The 17,344-nt window shown below is 36.0% G+C and carries 19 protein-coding genes and 1 pseudogene; 17 read left to right on the top strand and 3 right to left on the bottom strand.

The genetic code is table 11. The annotated features are described in order from the left end of the window. Positions 1 to 44 precede the first annotated feature (44 nt). The gene (locus tag ABLC00_RS10840; RefSeq protein WP_006581287.1) at positions 45 to 365 is read left to right on the top strand and encodes a hypothetical protein; all 321 of its coding nucleotides are present in this window, start codon (positions 45 to 47) and stop codon (positions 363 to 365) included. Next, the gene (locus ABLC00_RS10835) at positions 365 to 1,027 is read left to right on the top strand and encodes a hypothetical protein (RefSeq protein WP_006581286.1); all 663 of its coding nucleotides are present in this window, start codon (positions 365 to 367) and stop codon (positions 1,025 to 1,027) included. The genes ABLC00_RS10840 and ABLC00_RS10835 overlap by 1 nt, the downstream gene beginning before the upstream one ends. A gap of 53 nt (positions 1,028 to 1,080) precedes the next feature. Here the strand turns inward: ABLC00_RS10835 and ABLC00_RS10830 are convergent, their stop codons facing one another. Next, positions 1,081 to 1,275, bottom strand: coding sequence for a hypothetical protein (locus ABLC00_RS10830; protein WP_006581285.1), 195 nt, complete (start codon positions 1,273 to 1,275; stop codon positions 1,081 to 1,083). A gap of 159 nt (positions 1,276 to 1,434) precedes the next feature. Here ABLC00_RS10830 and ABLC00_RS10825 point away from each other — a divergent pair, with 159 nt between their 5' ends. The 7 genes from ABLC00_RS10825 to ABLC00_RS10795 all read left to right on the top strand — a co-directional run bounded on the left by ABLC00_RS10825 (position 1,435) and on the right by ABLC00_RS10795 (position 9,906). Continuing rightward, positions 1,435 to 2,970: a hypothetical protein gene (locus ABLC00_RS10825; protein ID WP_000098520.1), complete on the top strand. Its 1,536-nt coding sequence runs from the start codon at positions 1,435 to 1,437 to the stop codon at positions 2,968 to 2,970. Beyond that, positions 2,970 to 3,623, top strand: coding sequence for a hypothetical protein (locus ABLC00_RS10820; protein ID WP_000863713.1), 654 nt, complete (start codon positions 2,970 to 2,972; stop codon positions 3,621 to 3,623). Before ABLC00_RS10825 ends, ABLC00_RS10820 begins: the two co-directional genes overlap by 1 nt. Before the next feature lie 73 nt (positions 3,624 to 3,696). Then, entirely contained in the window at positions 3,697 to 5,649 is a 1,953-nt protein-coding gene (locus ABLC00_RS10815; protein ID WP_031957851.1) for a hypothetical protein, read from the top strand. Then, complete coding sequence (locus ABLC00_RS10810; RefSeq protein ID WP_000209671.1) at positions 5,649 to 7,100, top strand: hypothetical protein; 1,452 nt, start codon at positions 5,649 to 5,651, stop codon at positions 7,098 to 7,100. Before ABLC00_RS10815 ends, ABLC00_RS10810 begins: the two co-directional genes overlap by 1 nt. Before the next feature lie 150 nt (positions 7,101 to 7,250). Beyond that, positions 7,251 to 7,880, top strand: coding sequence for a hypothetical protein (locus ABLC00_RS10805; RefSeq protein WP_000951724.1), 630 nt, complete (start codon positions 7,251 to 7,253; stop codon positions 7,878 to 7,880). After that, entirely contained in the window at positions 7,877 to 8,956 is a 1,080-nt protein-coding gene (locus ABLC00_RS10800; protein WP_000067934.1) for an ImmA/IrrE family metallo-endopeptidase, read from the top strand. Before ABLC00_RS10805 ends, ABLC00_RS10800 begins: the two co-directional genes overlap by 4 nt. Positions 8,957 to 9,171: 215 nt before the next feature. Next, on the top strand, positions 9,172 to 9,906 hold the full coding sequence (locus tag ABLC00_RS10795; protein WP_348941112.1) for a hypothetical protein: 735 nt from the start codon (positions 9,172 to 9,174) through the stop codon (positions 9,904 to 9,906). Positions 9,907 to 10,042: 136 nt separating this feature from the next. On the opposite strand, the gene ABLC00_RS10790 is transcribed toward ABLC00_RS10795, so the two are convergent. After that, the gene (locus ABLC00_RS10790; protein ID WP_000067916.1) at positions 10,043 to 10,942 is read right to left on the bottom strand and encodes a phage antirepressor N-terminal domain-containing protein; all 900 of its coding nucleotides are present in this window, start codon (positions 10,940 to 10,942) and stop codon (positions 10,043 to 10,045) included. Positions 10,943 to 11,143: 201 nt separating this feature from the next. On the opposite strand from ABLC00_RS10790, the gene ABLC00_RS10785 reads away from it, so the two are divergent. The 6 genes from ABLC00_RS10785 to ABLC00_RS10760 all read left to right on the top strand — a co-directional run bounded on the left by ABLC00_RS10785 (position 11,144) and on the right by ABLC00_RS10760 (position 14,359). Then, positions 11,144 to 11,392, top strand: a complete 249-nt coding sequence (locus ABLC00_RS10785) for a helix-turn-helix transcriptional regulator (protein WP_000594623.1) — start codon at positions 11,144 to 11,146, stop codon at positions 11,390 to 11,392. A gap of 87 nt (positions 11,393 to 11,479) precedes the next feature. After that, positions 11,480 to 12,274: a hypothetical protein gene (locus ABLC00_RS10780; RefSeq protein ID WP_000030337.1), complete on the top strand. Its 795-nt coding sequence runs from the start codon at positions 11,480 to 11,482 to the stop codon at positions 12,272 to 12,274. Continuing rightward, positions 12,274 to 12,972, top strand: a complete 699-nt coding sequence (locus tag ABLC00_RS10775) for a hypothetical protein (RefSeq protein ID WP_000627457.1) — start codon at positions 12,274 to 12,276, stop codon at positions 12,970 to 12,972. The genes ABLC00_RS10780 and ABLC00_RS10775 overlap by 1 nt, the downstream gene beginning before the upstream one ends. Continuing rightward, complete coding sequence (locus ABLC00_RS10770; RefSeq protein ID WP_000894311.1) at positions 12,965 to 13,183, top strand: hypothetical protein; 219 nt, start codon at positions 12,965 to 12,967, stop codon at positions 13,181 to 13,183. Before ABLC00_RS10775 ends, ABLC00_RS10770 begins: the two co-directional genes overlap by 8 nt. A gap of 121 nt (positions 13,184 to 13,304) precedes the next feature. Further along, positions 13,305 to 13,592 (top strand): holin, encoded by a 288-nt coding sequence (locus ABLC00_RS10765; RefSeq protein WP_001279704.1) that lies wholly within the window; start codon positions 13,305 to 13,307, stop codon positions 13,590 to 13,592. Then, a complete protein-coding gene (locus ABLC00_RS10760) occupies positions 13,589 to 14,359 on the top strand; it encodes a TIGR02594 family protein (protein WP_049082843.1) in 771 nt (256 codons plus the stop codon). The genes ABLC00_RS10765 and ABLC00_RS10760 overlap by 4 nt, the downstream gene beginning before the upstream one ends. 250 nt (positions 14,360 to 14,609) lie before the next feature. Here ABLC00_RS10760 and ABLC00_RS10755 read toward each other — a convergent pair whose 3' ends face one another. Then, positions 14,610 to 15,407: a hypothetical protein gene (locus ABLC00_RS10755; protein ID WP_348941106.1), complete on the bottom strand. Its 798-nt coding sequence runs from the start codon at positions 15,405 to 15,407 to the stop codon at positions 14,610 to 14,612. 208 nt (positions 15,408 to 15,615) lie between these two features. Between ABLC00_RS10755 and ABLC00_RS10750 the strand changes: the two are divergent. Further along, positions 15,616 to 15,841, top strand: a pseudogene (locus tag ABLC00_RS10750) (transposase); the annotation flags it as partial. A 215-nt stretch (positions 15,842 to 16,056) separates the two neighbouring features. After that, positions 16,057 to 17,220 carry a zinc-dependent alcohol dehydrogenase gene (locus ABLC00_RS10745; protein WP_002045824.1) on the top strand — a complete coding sequence of 388 codons (1,164 nt, stop codon included), beginning with the start codon at positions 16,057 to 16,059 and terminating at the stop codon, positions 17,218 to 17,220. Positions 17,221 to 17,344 lie beyond the last annotated feature (124 nt).

Raw genomic sequence — 17,344 nt, 5'->3', positions numbered from 1 at the left:
TGAAGAAGGGCTAGTTATCTAGCCCTTTATTTTGGGAGGACAATATGCCACAAGGCTTACAATGTTTTGATGAAACTGGGAAGATTGTTGTTGATGTTACAGATCGTCAAATGCACTTAATACATACTTTTGAAGTCTCTTTAGGTTCTAATGAGTATTATAAGGATTATGTTTATGACGGTATTACATCTGAAACTCATATAGCAATTGTTAGAGAAGACTGCTTAGGTAATATGACTCAGCAATACCCTACACTTGCTTACCATGGTGGGCCTTTTGCATCTATTTATACACCTAATGTAGTAAGAGTGAGCGCATTGTCTGGTTTAGCCCTTCTTACTGTTGATATTTATAGGTATGGATAATGTCTGGCTTTGAAGTAAGTAATGATAAAGGTGAAATTATTGTTAGCGACACTTACAGACATTTAGGTGTAAATTCTGTACAAGTGTTAGATGGTGGTGCACCTAGTTCAATAGGTGCTTCTTCTGGTTGGGCACCTAGTTTTATTCAAACCCCTAGTTTGGTATATCCTTCTTTTCGTAATGATTTACCAAAAGAGACTCTTTATATTTTAAACCTATCAGAAGGCACAGAGTTCTGTGGGAAATATTGGCATAGTGTGCATAACAATAATATTTCATTTTTAAGTTATGACTACACTAAAACCTCTGGTTATTTAGATGTATATGATGAGCAAGGTAATTTAATCTGGTCTGCTATATCTGCTAAAAATGTTCCAAGGATTGTGCAAACATATCAATTAACAGCAGATAACTTATTATACGGTATTACACTGAGCATTGGTTCTAATGTGGGTATCTTACTAAATACTTTACCTTCGTGGTTTAGGCCAGGACCTATGAATAACTTAAATAGAGGGGGCGTGTTCGGTAGGTACTCTAATGGTCAGTTACAATTACAGTTTGCGGCTGCTGCTAAATTAAATAATATCTCTTCAAGGATTATTGAAAATTTAGGGCCTAATGGCACTCTTCCTGTTCATATTACCTCTTTTGCATCATAAGGTTACTAGATAATAAGAAAGCCCCTTATTTGGGGCTTTTTTATTAAAGTATGTTATGCAGGTTGATCATTACTTTGTGGTTCTTCTACAAAAGTGTAGTTAACTGCAATGGAACCAGTTTCAAGGTCCCAGCCTAGGTTTAATGTTTTGAAAGCAGGACGATTATTATATCGTTGACTATTTACAATATCTTTTGTCTTTTGAGCTAATTCAATATCTAAATCAGTGAAGACTTTTACATCAGCCATGAGCGAATCCTCTGAACAGTAAAATAAGTTTGTTCAGATAGAATTGCATGCTGGATATTTATTAAATCTGTTTGGTTCCAATTCACTTTGGAACCCATCTAAAAGTAAAAAAATAGCAGCCTTCAAAATACATAATTATTTAGGTATTTTGGCTTCGTTATGTCTTCTCGGTTCTTATCGTTGTTACTCGGTGAAAATGTTAATTCATATGATCAGCAATTCGATACGTCTAATCAGGATGCAACAGCGCAGCTATATGAAACTATGGCTCCGTTTTCACTTGGGACTAACCAAACCAAAGCCAATAAGAAGCGTACTCGAAAAGAAATTCTTACTAAATGGGAAAGAATGTTACGCTTTGCACCTATCGCAGAGGGTATGGGGATTCATGTTTCTGCAGCCTTAGGGGGAGATTCTTATAGCGGCCAACAAGTCTTTATTACGCCCGCAGAACGGTTAAAAAAGGCGAATGGACCAGCAGCTGAAAAACTAAAAAAACAACTAGATGAGCGCCGTGTAAAGATGGAAAAGCTGATCAATAAGTATTTAAGCAAGCTAGCCCGAGATGCAATTTCATTTGGTGATTCTTATGCACGTATTTACGGGAAAAAAGATCAAGGTGTAATTGACCTCGTATGTAATGAGTATACTTATCCACCATTAATACAACCTTTCGAACAAGGCAGTAAGACTGTCGCCTTTTTTTGTTTAGATCCTCGTAATTGGCAAAAAACTATTACCAAACTGAATACTATTCAAATGGTACGTTTCAAAATGCCCCGTATGAGCAATATTGCTCAATATGAGCTTGTAGAAACTGGTCTAGTCACGAAAATGTTAGAGGGGGATGATCCAGATGAGCTACCTATCTTACCTGCGCATTTGGGCGGCTCATTCCTTTACGAAATTGAAGACATTTATGATGATGTAATCCTTGCTTTGGCATCTATGAACAGCCAGCAAATTGCAGATACCGTAAATCAGATGTTCTTGACAGTAAATATGTCGGGAATGCCACCAGCACAACGTCAAGCTTATATCCGTGGTTTAGAAGGTTTACTTAAAAATCATGAGGCTTATGTCCGTGATGCTTTATCAGGTGGAGAAGCAGTTTGGAATACTGCTTTTCACATGCTTCCGGTATTTGATGAAAAACAAGTTCTAAATCCAGTGGGTGATATCAAGAATCAACGAAGCTCACCTATTAATATTGAACAGTTCATGATTAATGTCCGTTTGCTGATGGGTGGAATTGGTCTAGATCCAAGCATGGTCGGTTGGGCTGATATGTTAACTGGTGGTATAGGAGAAGGTGGAGCATTCCATACTTCTGCACAAATCATGCGTAGGTCACAAGATATTCGAACAGCAGCTTCCGAAGGGATTAATCAAATTCTTCATTTGGATTGGGGGTTTGCTTACAACGAACAATTTGAGCCTGAAGATTACCCTTGGCAAGTTGAATATTATTCAAACCAAACTGCAGCAGCTACAGAAGAAATCAACAATGCTCAATCAAGAATGAATACAACATTACTTAAAACACAAGTAATCGCATCATTGAAAGAATCAAATTTAGATGTAGATATTATGGCGTACATTCTTGAGCGCGATACAGGTATGAAATATGAGGAAGCATTAACATTAGCTGAAAGTATTGCTAAGAGCCGTAAATTTCCAGAGGATGAAGAATAATGGCTTTCTTTGAATACGAAACGCAGAATAAAACTATAAATAACAGTTTTGGAAACGTTTTAAATCCGTTTAAAGAACGTTTTGCTAAGAATCCTGTCTTGTGGTCTGGGCTAACTGTTGATCGAGCTGTTTCACATTATCAGGAACTTTACGCATTAGGGACACTTTCAGCGGCCCATTTTGGAATTGAAATTCGCCCGTACCGTGCAAACAGTAAAATTGCTCAAGCAAATATTCCAATTTTTGATCCTTCAAACAAAGTTGCTTGGTTAGCCAATAATGTAGATGTATCACTACTAGATGCCCAAACCGATGCAGTGCATGTGGGGCATTTTCAACTCAACCATGTAACTGGTAATGCTTCAAATGAGTTGAGCATTTCATTTATTGAGACTAAAGAAGCAGCTATTGCGAATAGTGCTAAAGCTATAAAAGAAATAATGTTTAATAAAGATGGTACTCAGTCGCCACCAATTGAATACTTAATGAGATTAAAAATATATGCTTTTGATAAAGCTGCAAGAAATCAGAACCAATTTGAAATTGAGCATCTAGTTTCACTTCAAGCAGGCAATTTGCCCCTTGATGCCTCTAATAAAGCACATGCCATTGTTACTTTAAATTTCATAAAAATGTTTCCCAACTTAAAATAAGCTATGGAACTCATTGCCTTTATAGATTCACCTAATTGAGAAAATATCCTCAAACTAAAATGAGGATAACTCCGTGAGTGTTAAATCAATTTTCATTCAAACACACGCACCACATCAAAGCCGATTAGTACATGGTTTTGACTCCATGGTGAATAGTGGTGCTTGTTCAATTGGGTTTATTAAGGGTGATTACCGTCAAATTAATGCTTTAGTCACTGAAGATTACACGGAAAATGATTTCTGGCGTGTTGTAAATTTAAAAGGTAAAAAGGGTGGGATAGATGCGTTTGATTCTGTTGCGGTTTTAGGCGCTATCGATGACCAGCATGCAGCTGATTTAGCGATACTGCAATTTGGCCGAATGTTTGATGCTTGTGTTACAGATGTTATTGAAACAAATCAATTTGGACTTAAGCGCCATTTATCTTCACAACAATTTAATTTGACGGGTGCAAAACCGATTCAAAGATGGCAACTAGAACAATTACAAAATGTTGTCGCAGCTGAAAAACCTGAATGGGATGGAATCAATTTAATTTCTCATGAGGGTGATACTTCTAAGTTGTTATTAGATATGCAACGAAATGATGATCACAGCCAATTATTAAGTAAATTTGATGGGTTACCTACGCTTTTATCTAGTCTAGGCGTCGAAGAAGCGCATTATGACTCTATTATCGTTGATTACCAGCATTTAGAGCAGCTGTCTGCAATTTTGCATCACTCTATGGATCAGTTTTCAAAAACTGGCGTCAAAATCGTTAACGTTACGGAAAGTAAGCCCTTTAAGCATAAAAAAGTCCTTCAAATTGCCCTTACTTATGATTTTGATGACGGCCAAAACTTCACAATCCTTTTTCATAAGCCAGATCGATTATCAAAAAAAATTAGTCCAGCAGATTCATTAATTTCATGGAAGATTTTAATGAACAATCGGGATATTACTGCTGCAATCCAGCCTAATCAGGGAGAAGGAATTTCAATTCCAGTTCTCGCTGGTCGAATTATGAAGTTAATTAACCAAAATAGTAATCGTTTTAAGCGGTTACAATCTAAAAAAGCAGAAAAGGCCAAGGCTTTAGCAGATGCTGAACTACGTCTCGAGCAAAAACAAAGTCAATTAAATTCTTTAAGTGTAGAAATTTCCAATTTATTAAATGAATTGGATCAGTTGCAAAATACATTGTTAACCAAGCAATCTGAAGAAAATGAAGTAATCATTAAAGAGAATAGTCTCGATAATGAGTTACCAGATAGTATTTCTGATGAAGAAGCCGAACGTTTAAAAGCCGACTTAAAGCGTTTAAATGCTGATCCTGAATGGGCAGGTGAAGATGGTTTACGTTACCAAGCATTCTTTGAACGTATCAATAAGGCTCTAGAGGGGGATTCTGATGCAGTAGTTTGGGCACGTGAATGGATTTCTGATCTAGATGACCAGGCTTTGGCTCAACAGCAAGCAGAATTAGAAGCAAAAAAACTTATTGATGCCGAAAATGAAGCTAAACAAAAAAGAGATGAAGAAGTATTAGCAGCACGTACAGCTGGTATAGCTGAAAACAAAATGATGCAAGCATGGTTAGACACTTTGGAAAATCCTGAAGATTCTAACAACATAGACTTTATGGCTTGGGTTTCAGATCGCCGTGGTGAATTCTTAAAAAACTGGAATGGTGCCGAAGGTTCACCAGAATATTTAACAGCATTTTATGAATATTCAAGAGCATGGGCAGATGAACATTTAGCGGATCGCCTCAGAAATAAAGAGCCAGCCCAAAATTCAGATAATGAAGAATTTAAAGAACTAAATGCTCCGACAGAAGTTGAAGATCTTCAGCCTAGTACGACAAATGATGAAGGTAATCAACTTTACCGTTCAGTAATTGAAGGGCAGGTTAAAGTTAATCTTGAGTTATTAGAGCAAATTCGAGATGAAGCAGAAAAAGACTTAAATGATCCACTTCTTATTCCAGCGGTGACAGAGCTCTTGAATCAAGTACAAAAAATGGAAGCGGAGAATATCTAATGACAACATTAAATCTAATTTCTACTCAAGATATTGCTAAAAATCCATTAGTTGTAATTGATCAAATGATCAGCTTCTTTAAACCTAAACAGCCCTTCACTGGGCTTTTGAAGGGTAGAACTAATAATGTGAAAACAGCCAAAGGACAAAAGATTTCTACTGTATTCGCCTTAGTTGATATTGATCAAGTAATTGCATCTCATACAGCAACTGGTGCGGAAAACCCTAATTATCCGCAAGAATTGCAGCCACGAGATCGTAGTCGTGAATCCTCACAAGCATGGGTACAGAAAACTGCTAATGATTTAGATCCCGAAAGCCTAGGCCGCTCAGGTCGTGCAGATACGGGAGCACCGATTACTGGTGATGATTTAGTGGTTGAATCAGGAAATGGCCGAACAATGGCAATCAAGCTTGCCTATGATCGCGGTTCCGCAGATGAGTATAAACAATGGTTGATTGATGAAGCTGATTACTTTGGCTTTAGTAGTGAGCAGGTCCAAGCAATAGCTCAACCAATTTTGATACGTATTCGTACAACCGAGATTGATAGAGCTCAATTTGCAATAGATGCTAACCAAGATGATAAGTTGTCTTTTACAGCAACTGAACGTGCTAAAGCTGATGCTAAACGTTTAGATGAGAATTTACTGGCACTTTTTAATCCGAGTGAAGATGGCGATTTATTAGCAGTAAGTAATCAAAAGTTTATTCAAGGTTTTTTAAGTAAATTAGGTGATACAGAAGCTGCCCAGTACACAACGAAAGATAAAAAACCAACACAAGCACTGATAAACAGAATCAAGGCCGCAATTTTTAGTAAAGCGTACAATGATGATCGTTTGCTAGAAATGATGGCTGATCATACAAAACCAGATCTTCAAAATATGCTTAATGCGCTTGGTGTTGCTGCCCCTAAATTTATTGAAGCGCAAGCCATAAGTCGTGGAAATGTTCAAGATATATCAGATCAAATCGTTGATGGAATGGAGCAAGCCATTGATCAACGTGTTGCTAATGCAATTATTGATGCAGCAAATACAATTTTATCTGCAAAGCAAAATGATCAAGATATTGTTGAGTTTGTAAAGCAGCAAGGGCTTTTTGAGGATCTGGGAGAAGGTGTTGCTGAACTCGCCGTGTTTCTAGCTAAGAATAGCCGCAGTTCAAAAAAAATGAGTATGTTATTTAAAGCTTTAGCTGAATTTGCAGAGAAACAGGCTTTAGATAGTAGTAATGTAGGCTTGTTTGGTGAACCTGAACCAGTAAGTGTAAAAGATGCTATCCAATATGCACAACAAGTGCTTGGTGATGATTTCATCAGTGTGCAAATGTACGATTCATTATTCTCTAATGCATGTAATTATTTAAAATTAATAGATTATGTATCTAAGGATCCTCTTTTTGTTATTAAATCATTGATTATAAACATTAAAAAATATAAGTTTTAATTTTTAACATTGGTATTAGAACATTTAATTAATCTATTGTTGACTAATAAATGTTCTAATATGTTTTTTGGGAATAATTTAGGAATAAAAAACTATAGAAAAGTAAAAAAATAGTGTATAAAGTTAAGTGAAATATTTTGGAGCCGCTTTATGGCTATAGCTGAAGAATTACATGTTAAAAGTTTAATCCAACCATATTCTAATTCTATTATTCAGGCTATTAAGGAGGCGTGGTCATTGTGGCTGCAAAGTCCTTTTTTTGGAAAATGGAGTTCACGCGGACGTGCCACATTCGTTTGGGAAACTGTAATTAATTTACTCAAAGAAAAATTTATGGGACGTAGTGACGTTTTTATTATAGATAAAGGTGTTACGGTACTTTTTGTAATTCAACAGCAAGTTGTTTTTCGTTTTAAATTGGCAGATAGGACTGGAAGAAGTAAAAACGTTCAAACAGATTCGGCTAAAAGCTTTCATGATCCTGAACTCAATTATAATTTATTAGCTGAAGCTGATATAGCTAGTAATATTCCACGTATTGAAGTTATCTATACTTTAAATAAGTCTGCTACTCAAATCGATAATATCAAAATGATTGCTAGAGATAAAAATTCCGTTGCTTGGAATGTAAGTTTAATTGATAGCCAAACATCATTCGTTGAATTTGACGAAAGCAAAGATACAAGTGACTTTGATACTGTTAAGGATAATCAAACAAAACGTCGTTTCAAAGGGAAATCCACTGGCGGTGGATTTAAAAAAGCAGAAGGTGAATCGTGAGTAATTTGACCTTTAATCCTGAGTTATTAAGGATAGTAAGGCAGTTTAGAGGGTTTGGACAAACAGCTCTTGCTAAAATGGCTTCTTTGTCTCAGGGAACTCTGTCAAAAATTGAAGCAGGATTGTTAGAGCCTAATGAGGAAATGGTTTCAAATCTTGCCAAAGTTTTAAACTTTCCCGTTTCAATATTTTATGAGACCTATAAGCCATTTGGTTTACCGTTAAGTGTTCATCCCATGTACAGGAAGAACTCTTCAATCGGTAAAAGGGCTATTGAACAACTTGAAGCTGAACTTAATATTCGATTATTTAACTCTATGAAGTTAGTTAAAGCTATTGAGTTTGAGGAGGATTTACCACTTCCTTTTTTAAGTTTAGATATATATGAAACTCCTGAAAAAGTTGCTGAATTGCTCAGAAGAACTTGGTTAATTCCTAATGGCCCATTAAAGAATTTAACCGATTATGTTGAGAGGGCAGGGTGTCTCGTATTTCATTGCGATTTCTCTCAAGAAGGTGTGTCTGGTGTAACAATAAAAGTACCTGGTTTAAACCCTTGTATTTTTATTGATAAAAATATGCCCTCAGATAGACAACGTTTCACACTGGCGCATGAGTTAGGTCATGCAATTATGCATAAACTCCCTTCAGAAAATATGGAGGATGAGGCTAACCGTTTTGCAAGTGCTCTTTTGATGCCTTCAAAAGATATTAGACCATATCTTACTGGGAAAATTACTTTAGAAAAGCTCGCTACCTTAAAGTTGGTTTGGAAAGTTTCTATGAATGCTCTTCTTAAAACAGCAGAACGAGAAGGCTTATTAACACCATCCCAGAAAAAGTATCTATGGATACAAATGACTAAGAATGGTTATAGGACTAAGGAACCTGTAGAGTTGGATTTTCCTAAAGAAAAGGCTGTAACTATAGATCAAATTTTTGAATACTATAGAGAAGACTTAGGTTACTCAATTGATGAGTTATCTAATTTATTGCAAACACCAAAAGAAGACATTGATTCACTCTACTCATTAAATATAGTTAAGAAAAAACCAAATATACGAATTTTAGAATAAGATAGGCCCTCCATTAGGAGGGTTTCCTTTTTTAATAAAAAAACTTTTCTTTTTAAAAAAAATAGTCATAATAAATCTATGCTTCCACACTAAGCTTGTCACTCCAACCGTATTACGGAGCGAACATTCCTTAAGTAATGATGTGTACGTATATATGATTTACAACATTAGTGTAGATCTAGATTTTTGGAGTGGTCTAATTTTTATCTACACAGATGGATCGTATAATCATGTCTGATAAGAACTTCGTATTTCCTTCAGGATTGACCAGTCAACGTGCTAGAGCTTTAGCTAAAGAAGCAAAAAAACTAAATGGTACGCAACTTTCATGTGAGCTGGATTTAATATCTAAAAAAGAATGTCAACTCCCATGGCATAAAGCAGTTTCTAAGTTTACTAATGAAGATATCTCAATTCTACATTTGAAAGTAGAAGATATTTTGAAAAAAAACCCATTATTGGGTTATGGTGGATTCTATTCTCCATTAATATTTTCAGATCGTTATTATCAACGTCAATATAGAATGTCTAAAATAGAGTATGAACAGCATTTTATTGAAGGCCGAATTTTAAGTACAGACTGGTTAAAACAAATAGAATATGCTCAGCAGTTTATGTCATATTTTGGAAAAAATAAGAATATAAATAATAATATGTTAGGTTCTTATGGGTTAAAACATATGTGTGAGGATTACTATGGAGAAATATGTGGTCAGCATACTTATATATCTAATGGTGCATTAATCATAGGTGCTATTTTAAATAATTTCAATTTTGAGCAATATAGTGAATATCATATTAACTGTAGTTTTAATATTAGTAAAAAAAGTGAATTTTACCAATGGTATAAAATGTGGAAATATGGCTACAGGCCAAGTCAGTATCTAAAGTTTAAGATATTGGACCAAAAAATAGATCTAATAGCTAAAGCTTTAGTTAAAAAGACATGAATTAAAAAAGTAATCGATAAATCAAGGGAAATCGTTTAACTGTTCGTAAGGTGCTTAACAAATGAAAACCAGCTATCTAGCTGGTTTTCTTAATTTGGGGAGTTCTGGTGGAACATCTTAAAATAATTATATGCCCTTATCCTCTGATAGGTTCATAGGGAAACCTCTTTAAAACTTTACCTAATTCAAGTACCTCATCTTTATGTAAAAAATCCCATAGTTGATTGAATTTCTCCCGAAGTTGTACGACATTTACAGGTGTATGATGTGAAGTGTATTGATGTACTGCAACAGCACCACTTTCCTGAATTGAAATCCAGAAGTTTTTAGGGCCATTTGGAGATTGATACTTTAACTTTTCACCTACTTGTTGAGCAATTTCATAAGCCAGAGGGTTTTCTAATGCTGGATAACGTGATGAAACTCGATCTAAAAGATTTTCAAGCCGTTGTAAAGGATCTGATTCCACTTTTTCAACAACATTGATTGATTCTAAGTATTGTTTAGCTTCTTCAAAATGTATTGATAAAAGTTGGCTGTACTTAGCTATGCCAAAATGTCTGTTATGTCGTACCCACATAGATGCCCGTTGGCTGCGGTTTTTACCAGCACGGCGGTCAACTATCTCATGTAGTGCATGCTGCTGCTCAGGGGTAATCGTAAGACGTTTGTTTATTGCCTGTCCTTTTGTCCAGTAATCCCAAAGCACATCATCACATTCTTGTTGATACATGATGACTGTTTCGCGAAGTTCAGGCCGGACTTTGTTGGCGTGGATTGAGTAAAGCCATGCAGCTAATTTTCGGACAGGTAAGCAAGTCATTAAGCGACTTTTCCCATCATTGGCAACTGTGGTGATTTCCACCATAGTTGCACTGAAACGATCTTTTAATTTAACAAACTGGCTTTTCCAATCTAGCCCCATAGCTTCAACGATAGGTTTCATTGGTGTATAAGGCTGCCCATGATGTTCAATAATCATAAGTTCTGCATCATGAAATGGTACAACTTGTGGTATGTATGATAAATTAGACATATCAATATCCTTTCGTGGTTGTTGATAGAAGCCCTTGCATTTGGTTGGTAGCCTGCAAGGGCTTTGTTGTTTCAGGTTTAGAGCCTGTTGTGAATAACTATATATAGTGTATTTAAATAATGCAATATTAAAATAAATTAAAATATAAAAAGAATGCAATCTTATTGTGTTATGATTAATTATCTTTTTTAGAGAATTGAGATGATTAAGAATAATATTATTGCCTTACGAGATAAGGCCGGCATGACGGCGTATCAGTTAGCGAAACAATGCGGATTTATTTCAAATAACCATGTACTGGGAAAGAAGATAAGTGACGCAGAAAAAGGAAAAAATATCACAATTGAAACGGCTTTTTTAATCTACACTGAACTCAAAAAAGCTGGTGTATGCGAGAAGTTTGAAGATGTCTTTTGGCTTGAATGTGATGATAAAGATATCGAAAACTAAAAATATTTTTTGTAGAGTTGGAACTAACTAATTTTTAAACTTTCATATTTGTAAATAATGGTCCTATTCAATGAGTAGGGCTTTTTTATGTCCAAAGCTTTAGCTTATGCACCAGCTGTAAATACAGCAAAAACTAATTTACCAAGTAATGAATCAGATCCATTCTATGGTTCTATTTCAAAGCACAAATACGCAGAGTTTTCTCTATGTGACAAAGAGGGGAATCCTATTGCTGGCTCGCCAGTGATTAGAGCCTTATTAACGGACGGTGATAAAAGCATTGAGAGCCAATGGCAAACTCCATTTGAGAATAGTAATCCTGAGCTAAAAATGCCTATGCTCATGGCAGGCTTACAATCAGGTCAGCTATCACAAGTCGCTGAACAGATGCAAAGTAATCCTATAGCTCAAGTTTTATCAAAACTTGGGGTTCAAGATGCTATGCAGAGCGTTGAAGGGCGTACCAATCTAACTAAAGTGAATACAACTCAAGTATTCCTATCTACTTCTTCAGTACGGCTCAACCTTTCTATTTTCTTCCTTGCCTTTAGTGATGCGAAAACAGAAGTTGAAGACAGGATCATGCAATTAGAGGCTTGGAGTCTTCCAGTTTCTTTATCTTCTGATTCTACACTTCAGAATGTGGTTAATGACTCAAACTCAACTTTAGAAGGGTTGTTTTCAGGTGTAATCCCACCCTTTGTGTCTCTGACAACTCACGGCAAAACTTATAAACCTTTCATTATTGAAAGTGTTTCTGCACCAATTGTTGCGCCAATTGATGAGAAAGGTAACCGGTTAAGTTTGGCCGTGAATATAAGTTTGATGAGTCGAACTGCATGGGATTCAAAAGACATTTATTCATTGTATGGAGGCAACTAATGATTACTTTTGATCCAGTGTATGTAGGCGATAATACTTTTCAAATGCAAGAATTGAGTTTTGAGCAGTGTCTTAAAATTTCAATCATTGCGCCGAATTTAAATGAAAAAAGACTTACAGCTTTTCTTAAATCAGCTTTAGATAGTGTGTTTGATCCTTTGGTTTTAACTATTCAAGAACGATATTTACTGCTGCTGAAGTATCTTGAAAAACAAAGTAATACTATGTTGGAGGTGAACACAGACTGGTCTAAAGTTTTCCTTCAATCAGAAAATAATTGGAAAACTGAAACTACTCAAAATGGAATTACAGTTAGACAGCTTATTGGAATGGAAGTGGAGTTCTTAGAGGCAAATTGTAAGAATGTCGCTGAATGGATTGCCTGCATGATGGCTTTTCAGTTGAGTTATTCTAATCATGAGCACTTAGCTTTATTGCCGGATAGAACAAATCCTCAATTATTTGAAGAACAATTTAAGCAGCGGCTAGATTTCATTAAGAAAATGCCAGCTAGTGATTTTGATTTGTGCTATCAAGACTTTAATAATTTAAACAATGAGTTATTTACTCATTTACGGTTAAGCGTTGATAACCACGGTATTTTAGTGGAAAGAGGTGCAGATGACGCGCCTGCACGATTTCGCACCGCTTCCATCTTTACAGGAATCATCAAAGAGTTGGACCGATCTTTTGCTTGAGACAGCAAGTAGTATTTCTGAAAACTGCCCAATGCCTTTATCGGATGCATTAAAAATGCCTTTGAGTTTTGAAAGTACTTACTTCAATTCATCAGCATGGGAAAACCGCAAGAAGTATTTAGAAAATGAAATTGAACGTCACAACGTATTCTTAAAATTAGGTCAAGAAGTCATTAAGGGATTAAATGCCCTAGCAAGTAGAGGCCGATAGTTTTCATGTAGAAAAGTCTGATTAATTCAGACTTTTTTCGTGCTTTGTATTTGGAACCATACTCTATTTAGAACAATAACACTTGCAAAAATAGCTCCAAATGAAACGTGGGGAATAGGTCATGTCTGATCATCAGGCAATTGAAGTCACAGTCACAACTTTTGCTAATAAAACTACCTTCTGGAGTGGTTTAGCAAGCGCATTTGGTTCTTTAACTTCAATTAATTGGTTGAGCTATACAGGTGCAATAGTGGCTGTTGTTGGCCTATTCATAAGTTTCATTTTTCAGTGGAGACGTGACCGCAGAGAACGTAAAGAAAGTGAATTACGTGAAAAAGAAAGCGAATTACGAATCAAAGCTTTAGAAGCTCTAGAGCAAGATAATTTACGAAAGAGGAAAGATGAATGAAGTTAATTGAAAACAATGCTTGGCAGTATCTATCTGTTAAGTTACCCGCCGTAGGTGCATTCATCATGCTAATTTTATTGCCAGCACTACAATGGGGTGTTGATTATGAAGTTATTCCTGAAAAATATCATGCATTTGTTACTGGTACTTTGATGCTTGTTCTGTCATGGATTGGAAAGAAAATTTCTCAACCACGACTTAATGGCCCGCAATTAACAGGCCAGTTAGTAGGAATCAACACTTTAATGAATATTCCTACACCGACAAAGCTTGATGAATTAGCTTGGATAGCTGAAGCAAAAAAACATATTGGTCTGCAAGAAATACCAGGTAAACAGCACAATCCAACTATTTTGAAATGGTTAAAAGAGCTTAAAGCTTGGTGGGCGGATGATGAAACTGCGTGGTGTGGAACTTTTGTTGCTCATTGCTTGAAAGCAGCAGGAATTGCTTATCCTAAGCATTGGTACCGTGCATTGGATTACGTGAATTACGGCGCAAAACTAACAAAACCTGCTTATGGTTGTGTTGCTATTAAAACCCGTAAAGGTGGAGGCCATGTTTGTTTTGTCGTAGGACGTGATAAGACCACTGGAAAACTTGTTTGTCTTGGTGGTAATCAATCAAATAAAGTGTGTTACGCACTCTATAGTGATTCAGATTTCCAAGAGTTCCGTTGGTATGGACGTACTCCTCAACCAGCAAGTAAGCGTTATACATTGCCACAATTAAAAGGCGTAACAGCTACTAGGGTTTTGGAAGCCTAATGAAGTTACTGTTACTGAGCTTTCTTTTATGTGGCTGTACGGCCCATACAATAAATAGCAACGTAAACGTATCTATTTGCGTTAAAGCACTTTAAAAAAAAGCCCTGAATATTCAGGGCTTTTTTATTAATTATTTATTTCTGCATCGTAGACTGTTTTTAAAGAGGCTTTTAGAGCTTCATCATTTATACTATCAATGAATTTCCTCATTTTGAGTGTAGGTATTCGTTTAAAAGCCATTTGACGAGGGCTAATCATTTTTTGTAAGGTCAATTGAGTCAAGAACTTTAGCTTCAAGATCTTTATATATTTCACTTAGCTTTTTTATTAACTCAAATATATTATTAAAAGTATAAGATATATCTTCTTTCTCAAATTGTATAGGAAGATAGATATGCGTATTTAAAAGACCGACCTCTTCAGCATTTTTTTCACTTGGAAGTATATACTTTGGGAATGACCCCTTATTCAACATAAGTATACGCTCGGCATTACCCATTTCGCTATTAAATTTATCATAATATCGAATATATGATTTTTGAATGCAATTAAAGTTATCTACTAAATATACAAGATGGTTCTGGTATTTTGCATAAACAACAAATATTTCATTTTGACTTTTATTAAGTCTATCAAGCATTTTAACATTCAGTTGTTTGCTATAAAACTCATCTCTTAAATCATTTGCTTTAAATGAATAATATTTTTCATAAAGTATTTTATAGTCTTTCACATTTTTCAAATTTTCTAGTATTTCTTCCATTTTATGAAGTTCGTCATAACTTTGGGCTAATAAATAACTAATTTCATTTACATGTTGTTTTTTTAAATCAAAAGAGGCTTGAAGTCTCCAATCATTGAATAAATATGTTGCTACAAAAGCAGCAAAGAATGCACCACATGCCCCAAGTATAGAGCCAAAAGCAGAAATATTATCTGCTGAAGCACTTAATACACTCTTCATTGTACAATATGTAAGAAGTGCAAGTGCATAAGCAACTACGCCCCATAATAAAACTGCTGATAAAGTTACTTTCCTATGTTTCATTAATCACCAACTGTTCCTAAAATAGAAATCATCTGTAGACCCGTCATCCGAGCCTTACTAATAATCTCGACGAGTTCATCATAAGTTAAATTTAAAAAATCTTCTTTTTAATTAGTTTATTAATGTATTCCAGTGATTGGTATTTTGGTAGGAAGATAAAACTATTCTAAATCTTCATCCGTTACGTAAATATAAGGTACAAAATAGGACTAAATCGAATATACCAAAGAAAACGAATAGCCAATCGAACAATGACCATATGGACTGGTATTTATATAAAATCAGGCATTTAGTTGAAAATATGTTTTGTAGATTAAAGCAATTTAGAGGAATAGCTACTCGATATGAAAAGCTCAAAAGAAATTATCAAAGTTCTGTTGCCTTAGCCTGTATATTTTTATGGCTACCTTTATAGGGTTAATTATGAACAGTAAGTATCAACAGACCCTAATCATTTACTCGATTTTTGACATATTTTGTAGTGAATTACGCAAGTACTATATAAGTTTATTTTTTAAACACTCGGCTTCCTTATTTCATACATTAATTTACAGCTCTAGGTCAGGTTATAAGGCTCTAATAAAAAGGCTTTTTAATAATCAGCAGCCTTATTTGAGACTATTTATGTTGAACTAGAGAGGAAATCCGCATGCGTGCTCTTACCTATCATGGTGCTCGGGATGTACGAGTTGAATCTGTTCCAGATCCAGTGATTCAGGAACCAGATGACGTTATTTTAAGGGTGACAGCCACTGCCATCTGTGGCTCAGACCTACATCTATACCGGGGTAAAATCCCCGCCACTGAAGACGGTGATATTTTCGGCCATGAATTTATGGGAGTTGTAGAAGAAGTCGGCCCTGCAGTGACAGAAGTCAAAAAAGGTGACCGGGTGATCATTCCCTTTGTCATTGCATGCGGTCACTGTTTTTTCTGTGAACATGAACTGATGGCTGCCTGTGAAAATACCAATACGGGTCGTGGTGCAATTCTCAATAAAAAACAGATTCCACCAGGAGCGGCCTTGTTTGGCTTTAGCCACCTGTATGGTGGTGTTCCGGGTGGTCAGGCTGAATATGTGCGGATTCCCAAAGGCAATGTCGGACCGTTTAAGGTTCCCGGCTCCTTGCCTGATGAAAAAGTATTATTCCTGACCGATATTCTGCCAACAGCCTGGCAGGCAGTAACCAATGCTCAAGTCACCCGTGGTTCTACAGTGGCAATTTATGGTGCTGGTCCAGTCGGTCTGTTATCTGCAGCTTGTGCACGGATGCTCGGTGCCGAACAGATCTTCATGGTCGACCATCACCCTTATCGCTTGCGATTTGCTCATCAAACCTATGGAGTCATTCCGGTCAACTTTGATGAAGTCGATGCAGCTGAATTTATTATTCAAAATACAGCAGGTTATCGTGGTGTTGATGCAGTTATTGATGCCGTTGGTTTCGAAGCCAAAGGGAGTGTTCTGGAAACAGTAATGACCAACCTGAAATTAGAAGGTTCGAGTGGTTCAGCACTAAGACAATGTATTGCAGCAGTCCGACGCGGCGGTGTGGTGAGTGTACCTGGGGTTTATGCAGGTCCAATTCATGGCTTCTTGTTTGGTGATGCCTTTGACAAAGGTTTAACTTTTAAAATGGGACAAACCCATGTGCATAAATACTTGCCGCAGTTACTCGAACATATCGAAAATGGAGATCTGTCTCCGGATGTGATTATTACCCATCGCATGAAACTGGAAGATGCTGCGGAAGGTTACCGTATTTTTGATAAAAAGGAAGAAGACTGTCGTAAAGTCATTCTAACGCCGTAAATTTACTTAAAGAATAAAAAGTGCCTTCTAGGCGCTTTTTATTCTTTAAACAAGACAGATCAAATCACCTGTTTTTATTTTTCAATTTTCTTCATCAAAAACTAGGGTCTGTTGATACTTACTG

The sequence above is a fragment of the Acinetobacter nosocomialis genome (assembly GCF_041021905.1).
GTDB classification, from domain to species: domain Bacteria; phylum Pseudomonadota; class Gammaproteobacteria; order Pseudomonadales; family Moraxellaceae; genus Acinetobacter; species Acinetobacter nosocomialis.
The sequence above is the reverse complement of the archived record's forward strand: the minus strand, read 5'-3'. Positions and strand labels throughout refer to the sequence as shown.